Origin of the sequence: Kaistia granuli DSM 23481, from assembly GCF_000380505.1 — a bacterium.
GTDB lineage: Bacteria > Pseudomonadota > Alphaproteobacteria > Rhizobiales > Kaistiaceae > Kaistia > Kaistia granuli.
Window position 1 is genome coordinate 388,294 of record NZ_AQYH01000010.1, and the last position, 21,919, is coordinate 410,212.

The following is a 21,919-nucleotide window of genomic DNA, read 5'->3' on the forward strand; positions in this document are numbered from 1 at the left end:
GGATTGCGCCGCGACGGTCCTAGAAGAAGGACCGGCGCTGCCACCAGCCGCCGCGCTTCGGACGATCGTCCTCGGGCTGGGCCTCGGCCTCGACCTTCGGCGCGGGCGCCGGCTCGGCCTGGGCTGCGACCGGCTCCGGCTGTGAGGCCTCGGCGGCGGCCGGCTCGCGCGCCGCTTCCTCCGCCGCTGCGACCTGCTCCGCCTCGATCGTGTCATCGGTGATCACCGTGAAGCTCGGGCGCTCCTCGGCCGGCGCGTCGTCTTCATTGTCGCCGACTTCCGGCATGTCGAGCTCCGGCTCGTCCTGGATATCGTCCAGGAAGGGCTGCGACATGTCGCCGATATCGGCGACCGGGATGTCGGCGGCGATCAGACGGTCGCCCGCATCTTCCGGCTCGACATCGCGGATGCCCCGCTCCTCGACCTCGACATAGTCCTCGGAAAGGACTTCGCCGGTCTCGTCGAGTTCCAGCGTCTGGCCCTCTTCGGAACCCTCGCCCTCGGCGCCTTCACCCTCGGCGCCGCGACGACCGCGACGGCCACCACGACGGCCCCGGCGGCGCCGACGACGCGGCTCGCCATTCTCGTCGTGGTCCTGGCCTTCGCCATCGGCCTCGGCCGCTTCGTCGGAAGCTTCCTGGGCAGCGCCGTCGGTCTCGCCGGATTCGGAGCCTTCGCCGTCCTCGTCCTCGTCGCCATGCTCGCCGGATGCGCCGTCCTGGCCGGCAGCACCAGCCTCGCCACCCCGCCGCCGACGACGGCGACGACGCTTGCGGCGTCCACCTTCATCTGCGCGGGCCGCCTCGCTCGAGCTTTCGCTCGCGGCTTCCGTCTCGGCCTCTGCCTCGTCGGCGATGGCCTCGTCCTCGATCTCCTCGTCTTCCGGATAGATCGTATCCGGATGGACGATGGGCGATGGGGCCGCGACCAGCGGCACGTCGCGCGGCGCAACCGGCTCGCCCCGCTCAAGCATGTAATGCTGGGCGGAGTTGACGGTCTCGTCGGCGAGAACGGTGATGGCGATGCCGAAGCGCGCCTCGATCTCGGCCAGGTGGTTGCGCTTCTGGTTCAGGATGTAGAGCGCGACGACCGTCTTGGTGCGGATCGTCAGATTATGCGTGGCGCTCTTGAGCAGATTGTCCTCGAGCGAACGCAGGACGTGCAGGGCCACCGAAGCCGGCGCGCGGACATAGCCGGTGCCGTGGCAATGCGGGCAAGTCTCGACCGAGCTCTCGACGACGCCGGTGCGCAGGCGCTGGCGCGACATCTCGAGCAGGCCGAAATGCGAGATCCGGCCAACCTGGATGCGGGCGCGATCGTTCTTCAGCGCGTCCTTGAGCTTGCGCTCGACCGCCCGGTTGTTGCGCTTCTCCTCCATGTCGATGAAGTCGACGACGATCAGGCCGGCGAGATCGCGCAGGCGGAGCTGGCGTGCCACCTCTTCGGCGGCCTCCAGGTTCGTCTGGTAGGCGGTGTCCTCGATATTGTGCTCGCGCGTCGACCGGCCCGAGTTGACGTCGATCGCGACGAGCGCCTCGGTCTGGTTGATGACGATGTAGCCGCCGGACTTCAGCGTCACCTGCGGCGAGAACATCGCGTCGAGCTGCGCCTCGATGCCGGTGCGGGCGAAGATCGGCTGGCTCTCGCGGTAGGGCTGGACGTTCTTGGCATGGCTCGGCATGAGCATGCGCATGAAGTCCTTGGCCTCGCGATAGCCGTCGTCGCCGGCGACGAGAACCTCGTCGATGTCCTTGTTGTAGAGATCGCGGATCGACCGCTTGATCAGGCTGCCTTCCTCATAGACGAGGGTCGGGGCGGCCGAGCGCAGCGTCAGCTCGCGGACGTTCTCCCACAGACGCAGCAGATATTCGAAGTCGCGCTTCACCTCGGCCTTGGTGCGGGTCGCACCGGCGGTCCGCAGGATGACGCCCATGCCCTCCGGCACCTCCAGATCGGCGGCGACTTCCTTGAGGCGCTTGCGATCGGCGGTGTTGGTGATCTTGCGGGAAATGCCGCCGCCACGCGCGGTGTTCGGCATCAGGACCGAATACCGGCCGGCGAGCGACAGATAGGTGGTGAGAGCCGCGCCCTTGTTGCCGCGCTCTTCCTTGACGACCTGGACGAGCAGCACCTGGCGGCGCTTGATCACTTCCTGGATCTTGTACTGGCGCGCACGGGCGCGGCGCCGCTCGGGCAGCTCCTCGAGCGCGTCCTCGGCGCCGACGGTGTCGACGGCGTCCTCGTCATGCTCTTCGTCGCTGCCGATCTCCTCGACGCCGCCGATTTCTTCGACGCTGTGGTCGGAAGCGGGTGCGTCCAGCTCGGAATGATGGTCGTCGTGATGCTCGCCCGAAGCGGAAGCCTCGGCCGGAGCGTTGTCCTCGTCATGCGACGCGTCGTCGTGGTGATCGTCGTCATGATGATCATCATGGTGGTGGTCGTCGCCATGATGCTCGTCGCCATGGGCGTGATCATCGGAATGGCCGTCGCCATTCTGGGCGTCGGCGTTGTCGCCGTCGGCCCGGACTTCGCCGGTGCGCATTTCGTCGGCGGCCTTGGCGGCGGCCGAGCGATTGCTGCCGCGGCGGCGACCGTTCTTGGCCTTGGCGGCGGCGCGCTCTTCAGCCTCGCGCTCTTCCTGCTCCTCGGCTTCGATCAGGGCCTGCCGGTCGGCGACCGGGATCTGGTAGTAGTCCGGATGGATTTCGGAGAAAGCGAGAAAGCCGTGGCGATTGCCACCATATTCGACGAAGGCCGCCTGCAGCGAAGGTTCGACGCGGGTGACCTTGGCTAGGTAGATGTTGCCACGCAGCTGCTTCCGGCTCGCGGATTCGAAGTCGAATTCCTCGACCCGATTGCCGCGAACCACCACAACCCGGGTCTCCTCCGGGTGGGTGGCATCGATGAGCATCTTGTTTGCCATATTGGAAACTCTCCATGGCCCACGCGCGCAAGTCTGCGGCCGGCGCCAGGCGCCGATGCCGTGTTGATCGCGAGCGGACCGTGATGGGGGAAAAGTGAACGTGCGCGCGCCTGCGCCAGCACCGTCGATGCCACACGACCGGCGATGGCCGGTTCAAGGTTGGCGTGACGGTAGGGGGTCGGCAAAAACATTGGGTACGCGCTTTGAGCCTCTTGAAGAACATACCGCCGGGGCGAACCCCGACGGGAACTCGACAGGCGACGCTTCCGCGCCGCACCGTCGCCGGACTGCAGGTTCCTTCATCGTGCGCTCTGGAGAAATCAGAAGAGCTGCACGAGCCGGATCCCTGTCCCCATCCCCTGGCCGTGCACCGAAGTGACCGGGACGCACATGAATCGGGCGGCATAAAATATTCGCCGATCGACCCGCAGCGCCCCCTCCGCATCACGCCGATCACGCCACGTAAGGCAGCTAACCGGCCGGAGGATGAATTCCGTAATCTCCTTTTATGGAAGGCCGCGATTCTTGGCAAGGATATTGGGGGTCGTGCGGGGGGAGGCGGCCCCTCCGCCCGATCCATCGGACAGGATGGGTGTGGATAGGCTAAACTTGGAGACGCTCTGGTTATCGGCTCTTAACCATTGCGGCCTAATCGTCTAAACAGCCGAATATCGGGGCGAGGTGGGGCTGGCACCGGACGACACGAGCAGATGCAGGCAGAAACAGGCGTCACCGCCGATCGACAGGGTCGGCGCAATAGCGGGCGAGGGGCAGGACGACTGCTCGTCGCGGGCATTCTATTGCTGTCTTCCGCGCTGACGTCAGTCGCTCAATCGCCCCAGCCTGCCCCCGGAGACGGGGCTGTCACGGCGCCCGCCGCCGAGACCCGGCCGAGCATTCCGGCGGATGCCGCCGCGGCTGAAGCTTCCCAATCCGCCGCGCCGGATGCGGCCCCGGTGGCCGCGGCGCATGCCGGCCTGCCGGTGGTCGCCCGCGAAGCGCGGGTAGTCGGCGACGGCTCGCGTACCCGCTTCGTCATGGATCTTTCCGGACCCGCGGCACTTTCCGTCTTCATGCTCGACGAGCCCTACCGGGTCGTCGTCGACCTGCCCGAGACGCATTTCGAGCTGCCGGTCGATACCGGCAAGAGCGGCAAGGGCCTGGTTTCGGCCTTCCGCTACGGCCTGATCTCGGCCGGCAAGTCGCGCATCGTGCTCGACGCCACCGGTCCGGTCGCCATCGACAAGGCCTTCGTCCTGCCGGCCGAAAAGGATCAGCCGGCCCGCGTCGTGGTCGATCTGGTCAAGAGCACTCGCACCGCCTTCCTGGAGACGCTGCGCGTGTCGCGCGACCGCGATCGCCAGAACGCCGCGCACAAGCCGGATGTCGCCCCCGGGCCGGCGCCGAATGATGGCAAGCTGCGCATCGTGCTGGACCCCGGCCATGGCGGCATCGATTCCGGCGCCATCGGCAAGTCGGGCGCGCTGGAGAAGCATGTCGTTCTCGCCTTCGCGCAGACGCTGAAAGAAAAGCTCGAGGCGAATGATCGCTACGAGATCATCATGACGCGCAACAACGACACGTTCCTGCCGCTGCGCGGCCGCGTGCAGTTCGCCCGCCAGAAACACGCCGATCTGTTCGTCTCGATCCACGCCGATTCCTTCTCGGGCGCCGATGTCCGCGGCGCCACGGTTTATACGCTGTCGGAGCGCGCCTCCGACCGCATGGCGGCCTCGATCGCGGAATCGGAAAACAAGTCCGACATTCTCGCCGGCGTCGACGTGCCGGAGGATACCAACGAGGTTTCCGACATCCTGATCGACCTGGCGCGGCGCGAGACGAAGAATTTCGCCGTCGTCTTCGCACGCAATGTCATCAAGGAACTGAAGCCCGACGTGCGACTGTTCAAGCGGGCACACCAGCAGGCGGGCTTCATGGTGTTGCGGGCGCCGGACGTGCCTTCGGCCCTGGTCGAACTCGGCTATCTCTCCAACGCGGATGACGAGAAACTGCTGACTTCGCCCGAATGGCGCGACAAGACGGCGGTCGCCGTGACCCGCGCCATCGACGAGTTTTTTCGCACCCGGGTTGCAAACATGGCCGCTTCGGCTCCGGTGACGACGGGGGTCGGCGAGCCATGACGGGGCTGTTGCCTGAACACCACGGGTCGGCTCCGCCGTTCCTGATCGGTGGGATCGCCCAAGTTTCTCCACAAATCGACTGGAAGAACAGACCCATTGGGTCTATCGAAGCCAGACGAACCAGTAGTTCGCCGGCGGGCAACGGGCGGTTGAGCCCGGTGCCTCCAGGCGTTGGTCGTGCAACAGGCGCGATCGGTGTCGTTAGTGATTCAGGACCCGCGAGGCGACGGATGCCGAACGGATCAACCCATTTCGAACCGGGGTTCGTCTCGTCGGCTTGAGCTAGTCGCCGAAAGGCGATCCAGCGGGGAACGCGAGCGATATGTTTCTGCGACTGATCGGCTACTTATTCGGGATTGGCGCCGTGTTTTTCTTGGCTGTTGCTGCAGGTGTGGCTTGGTACGTGTCCGGCTTGACGGGCGGGCTGCCCTCGGTCGAGGTCCTGGCGAAGTATGAACCGCCGGTGATGACGCGTATCCACGCGTCGGATGGTCAGCTCGTCGGCGAATATGCCCGCGAGCGCCGCCTCTATCTGCCGATCCAGGCAATCCCGGATCGCGTCAAGGCTGCGTTCATCGCGGCCGAGGACAAGAACTTCTACCAGCATGCCGGCCTCGACTATTACGGCATCGCCCGCGCTGCCCTGCAGAACATCTCGGCGATTTCGTCCGACAAGCGCCTGATCGGCGCGTCGACGATCACCCAGCAGGTCGCGAAGAACTTCCTCCTGACCAACGAGCGTTCGCTCGACCGCAAGATCAAGGAAGCGATCCTGTCGCTCCGCATCGAGCAGGCCAACTCGAAGGACAAGATCCTCGAGCTGTACCTGAACGAGATCTTCCTCGGCCTTGGTTCCTATGGTGTCGCCGCCGCGTCGCTGTCCTATTTCGACAAGTCGGTGCATGAGCTGACCCTTTCGGAAGCGGCCTATCTCGCCGCCCTGCCGAAGGGCCCGAACAACTACAATCCGTTCCGCTATGCCGATCGCGCGATCGAACGCCGCAACTGGGTGATCGACCGCATGGTCGACAACGGTTTCGCCACCGCCGATGAGGGCGAGGCCGCCAAGGCGCAGCCGCTCGGCGTCAAGACCCGCGTCGCCAGCCCGCATATCTTCGCCGCCGACTATTATGTCGAGGAAGTGCGCCGCCAGCTGATGCAGATCTATGGCGAGAAGGCGCTCTATGACGGCGGCCTCTCGGTCCGCACCTCGCTCGATCCGGGCATGCAGGTGATGGCGCGGCAGTCGCTGATGAACGGCCTCGTCACCTTCGACGAACAGCATGGCTGGCGCGGCCCGGTCAAGAACGTTCCGATCGAGGCCGATTGGGGCGTCGCCGTCGGCTCGGTGCCGGCGCTCGCCGACATCATCGAATGGCGCCTCGCCATCGTCACCGGCGTCGACAAGGACGAGGCCCAGATCGGCCTGCAGCCCGGCCGTGACGGCACCGGCAAGCTGCTGCCGGACCGTGAGACCGGCGTCATTCCGTTCTCCGAGATGAAGTGGGCCAAGCCCGCCGGAAAGAAGCTGACCGGTGCCAGCGATGCGCTGGCCGTCGGCGACGTCGTCTATGTCGAGCCCGCCGACGGCAAGCCCGGTTCCTACCGGTTGCGTCAGGTGCCGAACATCGCCGGCGCCATGGTGGTGATGGATCCGCATACGGGCCGTGTGCTGGCGATGGATGGCGGCTTCTCCTATGCGGAGAGCCAGTTCAACCGCGCCACCCAGGCGTTGCGCCAGCCGGGTTCGTCGTTCAAGCCCTTCGTCTACGCCGCAGCCCTCGACAATGGTTACACGCCGTCCTCGGTGGTGCTGGATGCGCCGATCGAGGTCGATCCCGGCTTCGGTCAGCCGATCTGGCGGCCGGAAAACTACGCCCAGAAGTTCTATGGCCCGTCGACGCTGCGTGTCGGCATCGAGCAGTCGCGTAACGTCATGACCGTGCGCCTGGCGCAGGACATGGGCATGCCGCTCGTGGCCGAATATTCCAAGCGCTTCGGCGTCTATGACAAGCTCGGACCGTTCCTTCCGAACGCGCTCGGCGCGGCCGAGACGACGGTGCTGCGCATGGTCGCCGGCTATTCCGTGTTCGCCAATGGCGGCCGCCAGGTCAAGCCGACGCTGATCGACCGTATCCAGGACCGTTTCGGCAAGACCATCTTCAAGCATGAAGAGCGGATCTGCGAGGAATGCGACGTCGAGCAGTGGGCGCATCAGGACGAGCCGGTGATCACGGATAATCGCGAGCAGGTGCTCGATCCGATGACGGCCTACCAGGTCACGTCGATGCTGGAAGGCGTCGTCCAGCGCGGTACCGCGACGGTGCTGAAGAGCGTCGGCAAGCCGCTCGCCGGCAAGACGGGCACCTCGAACGACTACAAGGACGCCTGGTTCATCGGCTACTCGCCTGACCTCGTCGTCGGCGTCTTCATCGGCTACGACAATCCGAAGCCGATGGGCCGCGGCATGACCGGCGGCGAGATCGCGGCGCCGATCGCCGGCGATTTCTTCAAGCTGGCGCTCGCCGACAAGGCGGCCATCCCGTTCCGTGTTCCGGAAGGACTGACGCTGATCCCGATCGATCGCAAGACGGGCATGCGCGCCAGTGCCGGCGCGGCTGGTACCATCCTCGAGGCCTTCAAGCCGGGAACGGGGCCGCCGGATACCTATTCGATCATCGGCCAGGGCAATTCCTATGGCGATCCGGCACCGCCGGACGCCGGAGCGGCGATGTCCGGTACCGGCGGACTGTACTGATCCAGCGGGCCGCGGAAACTCTCCGCGGCCCGATCGCTTTTGCGGGACTGTTGAGTGGAATGATGGGTAACTGGCGGCCGATGCGGCCGGACGATCTGGCGGCGGTCGAGACGATCGCCGATCGCGTGCATGAGGCCTATCCGGAGGATCCGGCTGTCTTCGCCGAGCGGCTCCGGCTCTGGCCGGAGGGATGCCTCGTCTACGAGCGCGACGGGGTTCCGATCGCCTATGTGCTGAGCCACCCGGGCCACGCCTTCGCGCCGCCGCCGCTCAATTCGCTGCTCGGCGCGCTGCCCGAGCCGCCGACCACCTATTACATCCACGACCTCGCCCTGCTGCCCGAGACGCGCGGGCAGGGGGCGGGCTCGGCGGTGGTTGACCTTCTGCTGGACAGCGCGCGCCGGGCGGGTTGCCCGGATGTCTCGCTGGTCGCCGTCAACGGCTCGACCGGGTTCTGGAGCCGGCACGGCTTTCGCTCCGTCGACGTTCCCGAGCTTGCCGAAAAGCTCCGCAGCTATGACGACGACGCCTGCTACATGATCCGGCCGCTGGACTAGTTCCACCGCCCGTCGTCGGCTCGGACTTCTGCTGCGGCGGCATCGGAAAAGACGGTGCGCGCCGTGCGTGCTCGAGCGTCACTCCCGCGAAGGCGGCGACCGAGTTCGGGAGCAGCGCCTGAATGGATCCCTGGTCAAGCCCGGGATGACGGCGAGGGTGGAACTGGCGGCGGAGCGACATCAACTGGCGCCCCCGGTACGAGGCTTGCTTGCCAGCATCGGAGCTCGCACGCCGTCCCGGACGGAGCGCACCTGTCCCCGCAGCTTGCAGCCCGCATTGCGTCCGGCCTCGCCTTCTGCAACGCTCGCTTCGTGTCGGTGCCGAGGGACGCGGGTGGTGCGGACTATGCTGACGTCCTGGATCTTCTGGGCGCTGCTCTCGGCGGCCTTCGCGGCGCTCACCGCCATCTTCGCCAAGATCGGCATCAGCGGCGTCAACTCCGATTTCGCCACCTTCATCCGCACCCTTGTCATTCTGCTCTCGATCGCCTTCATCCTGACGGCGAGCGGGCAGTGGCAGCCTTTCGGCTCGGTCTCTCCCCGCAGCTACACCTTCCTCGTCCTGTCGGGTCTCGCCACCGGCGCCTCGTGGCTCTGCTACTTCCGCGCCTTGAGCCTCGGCGACGCGGCGCGGGTGGCGCCGATCGACAAACTAAGCGTCGTCCTGGTGGCCGTGTTCGGCGTCGCCTTCCTTGGCGAAAACCTCTCTTTCCGCAACTGGCTCGGCGTGCTGCTGATCGCTTCCGGGGCGGTGCTGGTGGCCATGCGCTGAACGCGCGGCTCGGGTGCTCCTTCGCCGCCAGTGGGCCTCCATCGCCTCGAATGCCGATTGCAGCGCGGTTCGCAGAGCCGGCCGGGCCGCGATCGCCGTTTTCCAGAAAACTCACCCGCTGGGGGTTGACGTAGCGCCTGCAGTGGCGCACCTCAACGTCGTCAAGCTGGCTTCCGCGTGCGGACCGGCCCCCATTGGAACCCCCGCTTCATGTCGAGCGACAGTAGCAGTCGAATACAGGCGCCGCCTCAGACCGCGTTGAACTGATCGCTCGATCGGCTCACGCGATCCGCCTGGCGGCCGATCGGAGTGAGTCATGGAAGATATCGTCCGCGCAGACGAGGCGACCCTGCGCGTCAAGGCATCGCGTCTTGACGGCGAGCACGTCGCTGACGTCGTAGAACTTCTCAACCAACACGAGCCGCAGGCTATTTCCGCCCTGCTGGCAGGGCTTTCGGACGAGCGCGTGATCGAGATTCTCGATCTGCCCGAGTTCGACGATTCGGCCGAGGTACTGGCCAACCTGCCGATCGAGCGGGCCGCCCGGATCCTGGTCGGCATGTCGGCCGACCAGGCGACCGACCTTCTGGCCGAGATCGAGGAGCCGCTGCGGGCGCAGCTGATCGCCAGGCTCGATCCCGAGACCCGCAGCGCCGTGTCGCGCCTCGCCGCCTATCCCGAGGGCAGCGCCGGCTCGATCATGACGACCGAGTTCGTCAGCGTTCCGTCGAACTGGACCGTCGGCCAGACGCTGCAGCACATCCGCGCCGTCGAGAAGAGCCGGGAGACCATCTACACGATCTGCGTGCTCGATCCCTCGACGCATGCGCTCGTGCAGACGGTTTCACTGCGCCGGCTGATCGCCGCCGATCTCGGCGCCGAGGTGCTCTCGGCCGGGCGGCATCGCCGGCCGATCACCGTTTCGCCGCGCACCGACCGCGAGGACGTGGCGCAGCTGTTCTCGAAATACGATCTCCTCGCCGTGCCGGTGGTGGACGAGCGTTTCCATGTCGTCGGCATCGTCACGGTGGATGACGTCATCGATACGATCTTCGCGGAGAGCACCGAGGACGTGCAGAAGTTCGGCGGCATGGAGGCGCTCGACCAGCCCTACATGGATATCGGCTTCCTCAAGATGATGCGGAAGCGTGCGGGGTGGCTGTGCGCCCTGTTCATCGGCGAGATGCTGACGGCGACCGCCATGCAGCATTTTGAGCACGAGCTCGAAAAGGCGATCGTGCTGACGCTGTTCATCCCCTTGATCATGAGCTCGGGCGGCAATTCCGGCTCGCAAGCGACCTCGCTGATCATCCGGGCGCTCGCGCTCGGCCAGGTCAAGCTCAAGGACTGGTGGCGTGTGGCGCTGCGCGAGATGCCGAGCGGGCTGACGCTCGGCGCCATCCTCGGCACGCTCGGCATCATCCGCATCGCGGTCTGGCAGGTGCTCGGCCTCTATGACTATGGCGAGCACTGGATCCTGGTCGCGGCGACGGTCGGCACCGGCCTGCTCGGCATCGTCACCTTCGGCTCGATGGCGGGCTCGATGTTGCCCTTCATCCTGCAGCGTCTCGGCTTCGACCCCGCCAGCGCCTCGGCGCCATTCGTGGCGACGCTCGTCGACGTGACCGGACTGGTGATCTACTTCAGCGTCGCCCTCGTCATCCTGAGCGGCACGCTGCTCTAGCGGCGGCGCGGTCGATATGGCGGGACGAGGCGGAGGGCTTTCCTACGCCTTGTCCACCCAGACCATGGGAATGACGACGCACACCAGGATCTGCAGAAGCAGATAGCCGAAGAAGGCGCCGATGCCGCCGAAGATGCCGGCGACCACGGCGGTCGCCAGCGTGAAGAGGGCGCCGATCCCGATGCGGAAAAGGGTCAGCCACCCCGACCCGCCGGTGGTCTTTCCGCCTGCCTCCGCCCGCCCGATGATGATCGTGAAGGCGATGGAGAGGGCGACCATGATGCGGGCAGGGTTGATCAGCAGCCAGTCCAGGATGTCTTGCATGTCGTGATTTCGTCTGTGTCGAACGCAGTGTGGTGCCTGCCATGAAAATATTGTCGCCGGGAAGGTGGCTGCAGGGCCGCCGCTCCAGCCCCGCGATCCGGGCTCACTTTCGCTCCAGCTCGATGACGTCGAATTTCGACTCGTAGCGCGGCAGCGGCAGCTCGAGCCGGTAGCGCCGTGGTCCGGTCTTGAAGAAGTAGCCGACCTGGTCGCGGTCCGGGTCGCGCCCATAGGAGATCGGCCGCTCGCTGATCGTGTGGGTGGCGCCGTAATAGATCAGCCGCTTCTCGCTCTCGTCGATGAAATGGCCGCTGAAGCGCTGCGAGCCGGTCGTCTTCGACAGGCGGTAGCCGATGTCGTCGAGGCCGATCTTGCAGGTGAACCAGCCATAGACGGTGAGCGGCAGCTGGCCACCCATCTTGATCGTCCGGCAACGGTAGAGGCCGAGGAGGTCGACGCCGAGGATCTTCTGCGGCGCACCGGCGAGGGCGCGATTCGCCTCCCGGACATCGGCCGTGGCGCCATGGTCGCGGGCATTCTGGATCGCGGCCTTCGATACGGCGTCATACTGGGCAAGCCGGGCCTGATCCGCCTTGGTCAGGGTCCGGGCGGCCATCTGCCCCTCGGCCACAGCCGTTTCCCCAGCGGCGACCAGCAGGCAGGCCGCGAGCCATCCCAATCGGGCGTATCCTCGTCTCATGCACGTCTCCAGGCTCGTCCCTGTTCGGTTTACAGCAGGGGAGGTCGACACTATGGTGCGCCACCCTGGCGGTCAGCGCCGCCGAAACGGATGGACGGACTTTTAGCATATGAGAGCCGAGATCGAGACGATCGTCGACGAGATCAAGCAGGGCATTACCCTGCTGAGGAGGCATCTTTGACTGGGATCGTGCCCAGAGACGCCTGCTCGAACTGAACGCCCTCTCCGAGACGCAGAACTTCTGGGATGATCCCCAGAAGGCGCAGAAGCTGATGCGCGAGCGCCAGGGTCTCGAGGACGGCATCAACGCCGTTCTGACCAGCGAGCGCGAGCTTGCCGACAATATCGAGCTGATCGAGCTCGGCGAGATGGAGAACGATCCGTCGATCATCGCCGAGGCCGAGGCCGCAATCGTCGCGCTCAAGGGCGACATCCGCAAGCGCCAGGTCAATTCGATGCTGTCCGGCGAAGCCGACGGCAACGACACCTATCTCGAAGTGCATGCCGGCGCCGGCGGTACCGAGAGCCAGGACTGGGCCAACATCCTGCTGCGCATGTACACGCGCTGGGCGGAGAAGAGCGGCCGCAAGGTCGAGCTTCTCGAAGTCCATGACGGCGAAGAGGCGGGCATCAAGTCGGCCACCATCCTCGTCAAGGGCGAGCAGTCCTATGGCTGGCTGAAGACCGAATCGGGCGTGCACCGCCTCGTGCGCATCTCGCCCTATGACAGCGCAGCGCGCCGCCATACGAGCTTTGCCTCGATCTGGGTCTATCCGGTCGTCGACGACTCGATCGAGATCGAGATCAACGAGAGCGACTGCCGCATCGACACCTATCGGGCCCAGGGCGCCGGCGGCCAGCACATCAACACGACCGACTCGGCGGTGCGCATCACGCATATTCCGTCGGGCATCGTCGTGCAGTGCCAGAACGAGCGCTCGCAGCACAAGAACCGGGCCGCGGCCTGGGACATGCTGCGCTCGCGCCTTTATGAGGCCGAACTGGAACGGCGCGAAGCGGCCGCCATGGCGACCGAATCGACCAAGAAGGACATCGGCTGGGGCCACCAGATCCGTTCCTACGTGATGCAGCCCTATCAGCTGGTGAAGGATCTTCGCACCGGTGTCGAGAGCACCAGCCCGCAGGACGTGCTGAACGGCGACCTGAACGAGTTTATGGAGGCGGCGCTCGCCCAGCGTCTCGGCGGACCGGAAGTGAAGGTCGACGACATCGACTGACTTTCCGGATCGACCGGAATCGAAAGGGCGGAGCCTGGCTCCGCCCTTTCAACGGATTCCGGGTAGTGTTCGACAGGAGACCAGACTCATTGAGCGTTGCCTTTGCCAAGGAAGAGAGTGCCGAGGCTGCGTCGGAAACCATCCTGCCCGCTCGCCCGATCTCCGATCGGATCAATCTGGTTACGGAGGCTGGCCTCCGGATGCTGCACGATGAACTGGCTCGCGCTCGGCAGGCGCTAGAAGTCGCCAGCGCGCTGGAAGACGTCAATGAGAGGCGACGGCAGTCGGCGGTTCCGGTTCGGGATATGCGCTACTATGCCGAGCGGGTCCATACGGCCCGGATTTCACCGCCGCCTTCGTCCAATGACGTGGTCGCTTTCGGTCACACCGTTACCTTTGAACGGGATGACGGCCGGACGCAGACCTTTCGTATTGTCGGCGAGGACGAGGCCGACCCGTCTCGATCGTCGATATCCCACGGGTCTCCCGTCGCCCTCGCACTGATCGGCAAATCCGTCGGCGACGTTGTCCAGCTCGGCGCGCGCGAACTTGAGATCCTGTCCATATCTTGGCTGGACGTCTGAGACCCGCGATTGGGTTGCAGGCAGGCTCTGCCTAACGCGGAAATCCTATTCCCTCAATCCGCCGTCGCTGAGGCCGCGGATGAGCCAGGTGCGGACCACCACACCGAAGATCAGCACGGGAAGCACCACCAGCGTGCCGCCGGCAGCGATCTTGCCCCACTCCCAGCCCTCATATTGCAGGAAATTGACGATCTCGACCGGTGCTGTCGTGGCGTTGGTGCGGGTGAGGATCAGCGCATAGAAGAAGTCGTTCCACGAGAAGATGAAGCAGAGCACGGCGGTCGCCGCCAACCCCGGCGCGGCCAGCGGCAGCGTCACCAGCCGGAACGTCTGCCAGATGCCGCCGCCATCGACCCAGGCGGCTTCCTCGAAAGTCGGCGGGATCGCCTCGAAGAAGGTCTGCATCATCCAGATCACGACGGCCAGGTTGAAGGTCAGGTAGACGATCACCAGCCCGGTGATGGTGTCCTGCAGGCCGAGCCAGCGATAGGCGAGATAGAAGGGAATGGTGAAGGCGATCGGCGGCGCCATTCGCGTCACCAGGATCCACAGCGCGACATGACGACGGCCGCGAAAGTCCCAGCGCGCCAGCACATAGGCGGCAGGTACGCCGAGCGCGAGCGAGAGTCCGGTCGAGACGGTGCTGACGATCAGGCTGTTGCCGAAGGATCTGAGGAAATTGCCCCGCAGAAGGCTGGTGAACGCCTCGATCGTCGGCGTGAAGAGGAGGTTGTCCTCGAACATCTCCGCCGCCGGGCGAAAGGCGAGCTGCACCAGCCAGAGAAACGGCGACATCACCAGGACCAGCAGGAGCAGCGCAACGAGCGGGCGCGCATGGCTTCCGACCCATTCGATGATCCGTTCGACGCCGCTTCGCGGCAGGGTCGTCGCCACCGCGAGCCGCTTGCCGGGCGACTTGGCGGGGGCGGAGGAAATCGCGGTGCTAATGTCGGCCATGGCGGGTCCAATCCAATCGTCCGACCAGCCAGCTGAGCGCGAAGACGCCGGCCAGCATCAGCGTGGCGATGGCGCTCGCATAGCCCCAGTAGGAGAAGTTGAAGGCCTGGACGAAGCTGTAATAGTTGGTGACTTCGGTGACGGTTCCCGGCCCGCCATTGGTGAGCACGTAGATGAGCGGAAACGCCTTGAAGCTGTCGATCAGGCGAAACAGGGCGCAGACCACCAGGATCGGCCGGATATAGGGAAGGATGATGTAGCGGAACAGCTGCCAGCGATTGGCGCCGTCGAGGCTGGCGGCCTCGATCGGATCTGCCGGCATCGAGTTCAGTGCCGCCAGCACCATCAGCATCGTGAACGGGAACCATTGCCAGGTATCGGCGACGGCGACGGCCCAGAGCGCGGTGTCGGGATTGGCCAGCAGCGAGCGGACCGGAAGCCCCACCGCTTCGAGCGCCCGGTGCATCGGACTGACATCGGGCGAATAGAGGATCTTCCAGATCAGCGCGACGACGATGGGCGGCTGGATCATCGGGATCAGGAACACCGACCGCACGGCGGCGAGGATGCGCGACGACCCGTTGAGAAGCAGCGCCAGGCCGAGCCCCACGAGCACCTGGAACAGGACGCTCGCCGTCGAAAGCTTGAGCTGGGTCGCGACCGATCCGAGGAAGCGCGGGTCGGCCATCAGCTCGCGGTAATTGCCGAGAAGGTCGTCGAAGCGAAACGTGCCGACGGGGTCGGTCAGGCTGAGCGGCGTGAAGCTGGTGATGACCAGCGCCAGGGCAGGGATGAGGGTGATCGCGACCAGCACGATCACCGACGGCGCGAGCCCGAGCAGGAAGGCGCGGCGGCGCTGCGCCTCCCAGCTGTCCTTGGCGACGGCGATGCTCATGGCCTCAGATCTTCACGCCGGCGCGTTTCAGCTCGGCGAGCGATGCGACTTGAGCCTGCTGCATCGCCTCCTTCGCCGAAAGCTGGCCGGTTGTAATGAGTTCGATCGCTTTGTTGAGCTGCTGGTCGACCTGCGGATAGACCGAAACGGTCCGGTATTTCATGTGGCCGGACTTCGCCGCCAGGTCGACGGAGTCGAGCGCCAGCTGGGCGAGATCCGAACCGTTGATGACCTGCTTCTGCCGGAACGTCGCGGATTCGATGTCCGACCGCCGCGCCGGCGAGCCATATCCGGCGGCGACCGCTTTTGCCGTTGTCTGCTTGGAAAGCGCCCACTGGATGAAGGCCCAGGCGGCTTCCTTGTTCTTCGACGCGGCGGGAATGCCGAGGCCGTGCACCGCCGTGCCGGGGAAGCGTCCCGCCGGCCCCTTCGGCACGAGACCGAACTTCAGCGTGTTCACCGTCTTGCTGGTCTTGGCGTCGCCGAGCTGGGCCAGATAAAGCTGCCCGGCATCGGTGAAGTTGACCCGACCGAGCTTCAGCGATTGCGTCACCTGGTCCGGCGTATAGGTGACCGCGCCGTCGGGGCCGAATTCTCGCAGCAGGTTGCTGTAATATTCGGCGGCGGCGATCGCCTCGGGCGTGTCGAGCGTCAGGAACAGATCGTCCGGCGGGGCGCGGAAGACGTTGCCGCCGAAGGCCTGAAGATAGGGGACGAAGGTCCAGCCGTAGTGGTTGTCGGCAACGAAGCCCGCGACGCGGTCCTTGCCGTTGACCGCCCTCAGGACCCTGACGAGATCGTCCGTAGTGTCGGGAAATTCGAGTCCGGCCGCCTCCACCAGGTCGAAGCGGGACGAGCCGGTCAGCAGCGCCTCCGCCGTCCACGGAATGCCGTAGAGCCGGCCGTCGGCGCCCGTCTCCGGCGCGATCGCCCCGGGCAGGAAGTCGGTCACGTCCCAGTCCGCCGGCGTCCGGTTTCGGTCGGCGATGAAGTCGTCGAGCGGGGTCAGCCAGCCCGAATTGATCCAGCGGCTCGAGTAGATGAAGGTGACATTGACGACGTCATAGGCGGCGCCACCGGTCGAGAGCTCCAGATCCGTACGCTGGTTGTAGACCGGAAAGGAGGGGGTGTCGTAGTTCACCGTCGCGCCGGTCAGGGCCTCGAACTCGGGCAACCATTGCTTCAGCAGGCTCGGGAAGGCGGCGCTGAAGGTTGAGACGTTCAGCGTCACGCCGTCGAAGCGCTGGCGGATCGCCTCCGCCCAGCCTGCGCGCGGCAGCAGGCTGGCGGCACCGATGGCGGCGGTGGATCGGAGAAGGCTGCGGCGACTGATCATGGTCTCAATCCTTCAGGCCGGAGGGGTCAGGCGGTGGCGATGGCAGCGCGGATGCTGTCGTCGTTGACGGCCTCGGGCCGTTTGCGCGTGCGGCTCCTCTCGCCATGGATCGAGACCGCCGGCTCCCCCTCGATCGTCACGCGGCGCATCAGGCGGTGCTGGTCGCCATAGTCGTTGATCGCGTAATGCTGCGTGGAGCGGTTGTCCCAGATCGCCACGTCGCCCGCCTGCCAGCGCCACCGAACGGTGTTGTCGATGCGGGTCGAACGGTTCTGCAGGATCTCGAAGATCCGGCTCGATTCGGAGGTCGGCAGGCCGACCAGCCGCTTGACGAAATGGCCGAGCAGCAGCGAGCGCTCGCCGGTCTGGGGATGGACGTGGACCAGCGGGTGCTCGGCCTCGAACACCGCCGACAGGAAGATGTTCTCGTGGTGCTTGACGTTGACGTCGTCGAGCTTGGTCCGCGTCGCGGCGTAGTCGTAGTCGTTGCTGTGCACCGCCCAGAGCTGCTCGGCGAGCTGTTTCAGCGGCTCGGATAGCTGTTCGTAGGCGGCGACGCTGTTCGCCCAGACGGTGTCGCCGCCATATTCCGGCGAGACGATCGAGCGGAGGATCGAGATCTTCGGAAAAGCGTCCACGAAGGTGACGTCGGTGTGCCAGGAATCGGCGCGGCCGCCGCCCCGGGTCGCGTCGAGCTCCAGGATCTTCGTTCCCTTGGGCGCCGGCACGGTTGGATGCGCGATCACCTTGCCGAACAGCGCGCCGAAGGCCTCGTGCTCGGCATTGTCGAGATGATCCTGCCCGCGCAGGAAGAGCACCTTGTGCTCGAGGAGCGCCCGCTCCAGCGCCGAGAAGGTGTCTCGATCCAGCTTGCCGGAGAGCTTGAGGCCGGTCACTTCGGCGCCGATGCGGCCTGCGATCCGGCGAACTTCGAATGGCACAGTCTTGGTCATGGTGGCTTTCCCTGTCGTTCGTCGCGAGCTCTGAACCGTCGCAAGGCGCGTTGCAAAATCGCCTGCCTGAGGGGAAAGGCTATATTCGACTAACTTGATCGAGAAGACAGGGTTTTCCTTTCTTGTGCCCGACAGCGACGCCCGCGGCCCATGACAGGGCCCGCCCGGAGAATTCCTTGTTCCGGCCGAGCCATGCCCCCGGATTGGCCCGAGTACTTGCGCCGGCTTGCGAAAGCGCTCCGGAAGCGGGCCAGATCTGGACGGATGGTAGGGGCGGGGGGCGTCGTGCCGGGTTAGGGCGGGGAGGCCTGCAAGCCGCTATCGACGATGCCGAGCGCCCTCTCGAGCGCCAGCACCTCGGCGTCGGAACTGGCGCCGGTGCGCTCTAGTTCGATGAACAACTGCTCGAAGCCGCCCGGTGTGACGATCGCCAGCATCCGGCCGGTCTCCTCGCTGATGTTCAGCCAGCGGTGCGGCACATGCGGCGGCAGGGTGATCGTCGTGCCGGGGCCGCCCTCGATCACCGTGTCGCCGCACCAGAACCGGTAGCGGCCGGAAATGACGCGGAAGGCTTCCGTCTCGCGCGTATGGGTGTGCCAGTGCGGGCCGGTGCCGGGCGCGGAGAAGGTCTCCCACATGCCGAGCACGCCGGCCGTTTCCGCCGCTGTCGCATGGATGAAGACCCGCCCGCCATGCGCGTTGCGGACGATGCGTTCCTGGCCCGGCAATGAGGCCACCGGTTTGTCGAAAGCGGGCATTCCGAACCTCCCTGAGACATGACCTTGCGTCATCAATCTACAGGAGGATCGGAATGCCACGACAGCGGCAACCGCTTGGTTCGGCCGGCGAGATGAGCCCGGGTTGTGACACTTTCGCGTAGCCGAAGGCGAGGGCGGCCATGTTGGCGGCGTGCACCTGCGCCGACGGAATGACGGTTCCCTCGAATTCCAGCGCCTTGGTCGCGCAGGCGCCGTATCGCCGGCGCTATCACGCCTGATCCGTCTAGAGCGCACCGATCCAGGGATGTCCGGGATGGGGCAGGGCGAGGCAATCCTTCAACCACGCGCGCTCCCCTTCCGGCAGCCTTGGCAGCGCGGTCGCGAAATCGATCTCGTCCTTGGCGCGGGCGTGCTTCGCCTTGAACAGGAGGATCGCCGCCGGCTTCAGATAGGGCAGTCCGTCCGGCGTGAACTCGACCATCTCGGCGCGCGGCCGCACGATCCGGGTGTCGCGCTTGTAGACCCAGTCGCCCGGCGTGCCCGGCTCGATCATCATGTCCACCCGCCAGCGTCGCGCCACGGGGTCGAGGCACCAGATCTGGAAGATGTCGGACGGCGGATCGACGCCGTCGGGCAAGGGCTCGACGTTGCCGCTGCCGGTCGCAAAGAAGTCGAGGCCGGACAGCGTTTCTCGAAAAGCGGGGAGGTCGTCGCGCAGGACGGTGAATTCGAGGTCCTCGTGCTCCCTCGTCTGGTGGCCGTGCCAGAGGTCGAGGGCCCAGCCGCCGACGATGCACCACGGCCTATCGATGCCGCGCAGGCGCCGGCCCAGCTCGGCGGGGTGCCAGGGCGACCAGGCATCGTGATCGGGAACGGCCGGAGAGGTCATGCGACGGGTCCGCGCTTCAGACTGCGAATTGCGGCGGAGGCGTCGGGACGACCGCCGCCGGGGATCCGTGCGGATACGAGCGTCGCGGCCTACAGCCAGTCGCTGATTTCCTGGCCGGCGCGCAGATAGTCCATCGGGTCGATCGCCTTGCCGTTGATGCGAATCTCGTAGTGCAGATGCGGCCCGGTCGAGCGCCCGGTCGAGCCGACACTGCCGACGCGACGACCGGCGACGACCTTCTCGCCGACCTTGACGGCGATCTTGCTCAGATGGCCGTAGCGCGTGACGACGCCATTGCCATGGTCGACATCGACCATGTTGCCATAGCCGCCATTATAGCCGGCGGCGATGACGGTTCCGTCCGCCACCGATTTGGCGGGAAGGCCGGTCGGTGCGCGGAAATCGACGCCGGTATGCATGGCGAGGCGGCCAAGAAACGGATCCTTGCGGGCGCCGAAGCGGCTCGAGATATCGGCCGTGCCGATCGGACGCTTCAGGGGCAGGCGCTGCGCGATCGAACGGAGCTTCGCGAAGCGGTCGAACTCGTCGGCGAGCGAGGCGACCTCGCTCTTGAAATCGATATCGGCCGCGGTCGCCGGGACGAACGGGCCGCCGACGTCCTGGTTGCGGCTCTTCGGCACGCGCTGGCCGAGGCGCTTGAGGACGGTCTCGATCTTGCGCGTGCGGTTCGAAACCTTGCCCGCCATCGCCATGACGACGGCATCCTGGTCCGCCTTCATCGCCTCGATCTGCCGGTCGAGCGGTGCGAGGCGCGGATCGGGCGGCAGCGGTGCCGGCGCGGACGCGACCTTCGCCTGGCCCTTGGCGGGCGCGCGGAGGCCCATATCGGCGAAGCGGGCGACCGGTTTGGCGACCGGCGAAGGAATCGAGCCCGTCACCGTCGGATCGAGGTTGGAGGTGCGGTTCCTCGATGGCTTCGGCTTGATCGTGCCGGGGGCGGGCACGTCGATGCCAGCGCGCCGCGCTGCTTCGGTCAGCTTCGACAGCGCCTTCTGGCGGGCTTCCAGTTCCTTCTGGCGGGCGAGCAGGTCGCGCACCCGCTGGTCGACGCCGGCATTCTCCTGCGAGCGGACCGCGTTCAACTGGTCGATCTCGCTGGTCAGGCTGTCGATCGTGCCGCGCAGCGCCGTGATCTGGCCTTCATAGATGGCCGTCGCCTCAACTTCGCGTGCTTCGCGGACGTTCTGCGAGGCGAGGATCGCCTGCTGGCGCGCCGCTTCGGCGTTCAGAAGGTCGTCGCGATAGACGAGATAGGCGGTGGCGCTGAAATAGAGGGTCGAGAGCAACAGCAGGCAGGCGCCGCCGAGCACCAGGGTGCGCGGACGGACGTGGATCGTCCGCACATGTTCGCCGTGGCCGACGGCGATCTGCGTCCGGACGGCCTTGCCCGGCTTTGGCTGCTTCGCCGGTTTCGGTTGCTTCAGGCGCGGGCTGCGCGCAGCACGGGGCGGCTGCGGCGGGGGCTCCGGCAGGTGATGGACCAGTTCCACACGAAGGGGATGATGTGATTCCGGATAGCGACTCGGCATTGACGTTCCAACCATGGCGACGGCAGTCGGACCTGTGGCCGAGGAGACGACCTGTTCGCTACGATTAACATCGGTTAGGGTTAAAGCTTGGTTGACGCGGGGGCGTTTTCAGTGGACGCCGCGCGGGGCGAGGGGACGGTAAAATCCCGGCGTCATCCCGGCTTCCGAGCGCGCCGCGTCGTTGAAGGGCGGCTTCAACGGTCCCCGGAAATGTTTGATCACCAGCTGGCGGAAAGTCGGCTCGGGCGGCAGGCGGTGCCGGTCGCACATGAAGCGGAACCATTTGGCGCCGAAGGCGACATGGCGCTTCTCGTCGCGATAGATGATCGACAGGATATTGGCGCTCGCCGCGTCGCCGACCTCGTTCATCTTGTCGATCAGCGGCGGCGTGACGTCGAGGCCGCGCGCTTCCAGCACCAGCGGCAGGATGGCGAGGCGGGCCGTCAGGTCGTGGCCGGTCTCCTGCGTCGCCTGCCAGAGGCCGTCATGCGCCGGCAGGTCGCCATAGGCGGCGCCGAGTTCCTTGAGCCGGTCGGCGAGCAGCGCGTAGTGCTTGGCCTCTTCCAGCCCGACCTGCACCCAATTGTCGAAGAACGAGCGCGGCAGCGGCACGCGCACGAAGCGGCCGACCAGATCCCAGGTCAGGTCGACGGCGTTCAGCTCGATATGGGCGAGCGAGTGGATCATGGCGATCCGGCCGGTCGGCGAGACGACCGAGCGCTTCGGCAGCTCGCGCGGCGACACCAGGATCGGCCGCTCGGGACGGCCCGGCCGGTCCGGCATGGCGCCGTCGAGGGCGCCGGCCGAAAGCGACAGGCGCCGGCCGAACCAGGCCTTGGCGGTTGCGAAGGCCAGTTCGACCTTCTCGTCGAGATCGGCGGTGGCGACGATGCGGGCGGAGGCGGCGGCGAGGCTGCGGAGTTCGGGCGGGGACATCGG

General features: G+C 66.2%; 19 protein-coding genes. 8 read left to right on the top strand and 11 right to left on the bottom strand.

The features are described 5' to 3' along the window. Positions 1–19: 19 nt before the first annotated feature. Positions 20–2,923 carry an Rne/Rng family ribonuclease gene (locus G342_RS0116975; protein ID WP_018184367.1) on the bottom strand — a complete coding sequence of 968 codons (2,904 nt, stop codon included), beginning with the start codon at positions 2,921–2,923 and terminating at the stop codon, positions 20–22. A 956-nt stretch (positions 2,924–3,879) separates the two neighbouring features. On the opposite strand from G342_RS0116975, the gene G342_RS24460 reads away from it, so the two are divergent. The 5 genes from G342_RS24460 (at position 3,880) to mgtE (ending at position 10,835) form a co-directional block, all read left to right on the top strand. Then, a complete protein-coding gene (locus G342_RS24460; protein ID WP_018184368.1) occupies positions 3,880–5,064 on the top strand; it encodes an N-acetylmuramoyl-L-alanine amidase in 1,185 nt (394 codons plus the stop codon). Between the two features lie 322 nt (positions 5,065–5,386). Then, entirely contained in the window at positions 5,387–7,822 is a 2,436-nt protein-coding gene (locus G342_RS0116985; protein ID WP_018184369.1) for a penicillin-binding protein 1A, read from the top strand. A gap of 59 nt (positions 7,823–7,881) precedes the next feature. Then, complete coding sequence (locus G342_RS0116990) at positions 7,882–8,379, top strand: GNAT family N-acetyltransferase (protein WP_026304539.1); 498 nt, start codon at positions 7,882–7,884, stop codon at positions 8,377–8,379. A gap of 346 nt (positions 8,380–8,725) precedes the next feature. Next, positions 8,726–9,151 (top strand): EamA family transporter, encoded by a 426-nt coding sequence (locus G342_RS0116995; protein WP_018184371.1) that lies wholly within the window; start codon positions 8,726–8,728, stop codon positions 9,149–9,151. Between the two features lie 316 nt (positions 9,152–9,467). Next, the gene (gene mgtE / locus G342_RS0117000) at positions 9,468–10,835 is read left to right on the top strand and encodes a magnesium transporter (protein WP_018184372.1); all 1,368 of its coding nucleotides are present in this window, start codon (positions 9,468–9,470) and stop codon (positions 10,833–10,835) included. A gap of 42 nt (positions 10,836–10,877) precedes the next feature. Here mgtE and G342_RS0117005 read toward each other — a convergent pair whose 3' ends face one another. Together G342_RS0117005 and G342_RS0117010 are read right to left on the bottom strand one after the other, a co-directional pair. Continuing rightward, entirely contained in the window at positions 10,878–11,159 is a 282-nt protein-coding gene (locus G342_RS0117005; RefSeq protein ID WP_018184373.1) for a hypothetical protein, read from the bottom strand. Positions 11,160–11,262: 103 nt separating this feature from the next. Beyond that, entirely contained in the window at positions 11,263–11,775 is a 513-nt protein-coding gene (locus tag G342_RS0117010) for a DUF4893 domain-containing protein (protein WP_198010813.1), read from the bottom strand. A gap of 193 nt (positions 11,776–11,968) precedes the next feature. Here G342_RS0117010 and prfB point away from each other — a divergent pair. Then, a protein-coding gene (gene prfB / locus G342_RS0117015; protein WP_156830988.1) for a peptide chain release factor 2 occupies positions 11,969–13,097 on the top strand; the annotation gives its coding sequence in 2 pieces (ribosomal slippage) (positions 11,969–12,037 and positions 12,039–13,097; 1,128 coding nt in all). An 89-nt stretch (positions 13,098–13,186) separates the two neighbouring features. Then, positions 13,187–13,681: a transcription elongation factor GreA gene (gene greA / locus G342_RS0117020; protein WP_026304543.1), complete on the top strand. Its 495-nt coding sequence runs from the start codon at positions 13,187–13,189 to the stop codon at positions 13,679–13,681. 45 nt (positions 13,682–13,726) lie between these two features. Here the strand turns inward: greA and G342_RS0117025 are convergent, their stop codons facing one another. From G342_RS0117025 to G342_RS26580, 7 genes are all read right to left on the bottom strand, one after another. Next, positions 13,727–14,638: a carbohydrate ABC transporter permease gene (locus G342_RS0117025; RefSeq protein ID WP_018184377.1), complete on the bottom strand. Its 912-nt coding sequence runs from the start codon at positions 14,636–14,638 to the stop codon at positions 13,727–13,729. Next, on the bottom strand, positions 14,625–15,533 hold the full coding sequence (locus G342_RS0117030) for a carbohydrate ABC transporter permease (protein ID WP_018184378.1): 909 nt from the start codon (positions 15,531–15,533) through the stop codon (positions 14,625–14,627). Before G342_RS0117030 ends, G342_RS0117025 begins: the two co-directional genes overlap by 14 nt. Positions 15,534–15,537: 4 nt before the next feature. After that, positions 15,538–16,869: an ABC transporter substrate-binding protein gene (locus G342_RS0117035; RefSeq protein WP_018184379.1), complete on the bottom strand. Its 1,332-nt coding sequence runs from the start codon at positions 16,867–16,869 to the stop codon at positions 15,538–15,540. A gap of 26 nt (positions 16,870–16,895) precedes the next feature. After that, the gene (locus tag G342_RS0117040) at positions 16,896–17,822 is read right to left on the bottom strand and encodes a TauD/TfdA dioxygenase family protein (RefSeq protein ID WP_018184380.1); all 927 of its coding nucleotides are present in this window, start codon (positions 17,820–17,822) and stop codon (positions 16,896–16,898) included. A gap of 293 nt (positions 17,823–18,115) precedes the next feature. After that, positions 18,116–18,580 (bottom strand): cupin domain-containing protein, encoded by a 465-nt coding sequence (locus tag G342_RS0117045; protein ID WP_018184381.1) that lies wholly within the window; start codon positions 18,578–18,580, stop codon positions 18,116–18,118. Between the two features lie 244 nt (positions 18,581–18,824). Continuing rightward, positions 18,825–19,430, bottom strand: a complete 606-nt coding sequence (locus G342_RS0117050; RefSeq protein ID WP_018184382.1) for a nucleotidyltransferase domain-containing protein — start codon at positions 19,428–19,430, stop codon at positions 18,825–18,827. Between the two features lie 89 nt (positions 19,431–19,519). Continuing rightward, a complete protein-coding gene (locus G342_RS26580; RefSeq protein ID WP_156830989.1) occupies positions 19,520–20,794 on the bottom strand; it encodes a M23 family metallopeptidase in 1,275 nt (424 codons plus the stop codon). Here G342_RS26580 and G342_RS26495 point away from each other — a divergent pair, their 5' ends adjacent. Further along, positions 20,795–20,959: a hypothetical protein gene (locus G342_RS26495; protein WP_156830990.1), complete on the top strand. Its 165-nt coding sequence runs from the start codon at positions 20,795–20,797 to the stop codon at positions 20,957–20,959. 129 nt (positions 20,960–21,088) lie between these two features. Here the strand turns inward: G342_RS26495 and G342_RS0117060 are convergent, their stop codons facing one another. Further along, complete coding sequence (locus G342_RS0117060) at positions 21,089–21,916, bottom strand: ferritin-like domain-containing protein (protein ID WP_018184383.1); 828 nt, start codon at positions 21,914–21,916, stop codon at positions 21,089–21,091. Between the last annotated feature and the right edge of the window lie 3 nt (positions 21,917–21,919).

Bases quoted from the DNA above. Each gene is read 5' to 3' on its own strand.
- G342_RS0116975 (WP_018184367.1), bottom strand. From the start codon at position 2,923: ATGGCAAACAAGATGCTCATCGATGCCACCCACCCGGAGGAGACCCGG.
- G342_RS0116985 (WP_018184369.1), top strand. From the start codon at position 5,387: ATGTTTCTGCGACTGATCGGCTACTTATTCGGGATTGGCGCCGTGTTT.
- G342_RS0116990 (WP_026304539.1), top strand. From the start codon at position 7,882: ATGATGGGTAACTGGCGGCCGATGCGGCCGGACGATCTGGCGGCGGTC.
- G342_RS0116995 (WP_018184371.1), top strand. From the start codon at position 8,726: ATGCTGACGTCCTGGATCTTCTGGGCGCTGCTCTCGGCGGCCTTCGCG.
- mgtE (WP_018184372.1), top strand. From the start codon at position 9,468: ATGGAAGATATCGTCCGCGCAGACGAGGCGACCCTGCGCGTCAAGGCA.
- G342_RS0117005 (WP_018184373.1), bottom strand. From the start codon at position 11,159: ATGCAAGACATCCTGGACTGGCTGCTGATCAACCCTGCCCGCATCATG.
- G342_RS0117010 (WP_198010813.1), bottom strand. From the start codon at position 11,775: ATGGCCGCCCGGACCCTGACCAAGGCGGATCAGGCCCGGCTTGCCCAG.
- G342_RS0117025 (WP_018184377.1), bottom strand. From the start codon at position 14,638: ATGGCCGACATTAGCACCGCGATTTCCTCCGCCCCCGCCAAGTCGCCC.
- G342_RS0117030 (WP_018184378.1), bottom strand. From the start codon at position 15,533: ATGAGCATCGCCGTCGCCAAGGACAGCTGGGAGGCGCAGCGCCGCCGC.
- G342_RS0117035 (WP_018184379.1), bottom strand. From the start codon at position 16,869: ATGATCAGTCGCCGCAGCCTTCTCCGATCCACCGCCGCCATCGGTGCC.
- G342_RS0117040 (WP_018184380.1), bottom strand. From the start codon at position 17,822: ATGACCAAGACTGTGCCATTCGAAGTTCGCCGGATCGCAGGCCGCATC.
- G342_RS0117045 (WP_018184381.1), bottom strand. From the start codon at position 18,580: ATGCCCGCTTTCGACAAACCGGTGGCCTCATTGCCGGGCCAGGAACGC.
- G342_RS0117050 (WP_018184382.1), bottom strand. From the start codon at position 19,430: ATGACCTCTCCGGCCGTTCCCGATCACGATGCCTGGTCGCCCTGGCAC.
- G342_RS26495 (WP_156830990.1), top strand. From the start codon at position 20,795: ATGTTCGCCGTGGCCGACGGCGATCTGCGTCCGGACGGCCTTGCCCGG.
- G342_RS0117060 (WP_018184383.1), bottom strand. From the start codon at position 21,916: ATGTCCCCGCCCGAACTCCGCAGCCTCGCCGCCGCCTCCGCCCGCATC.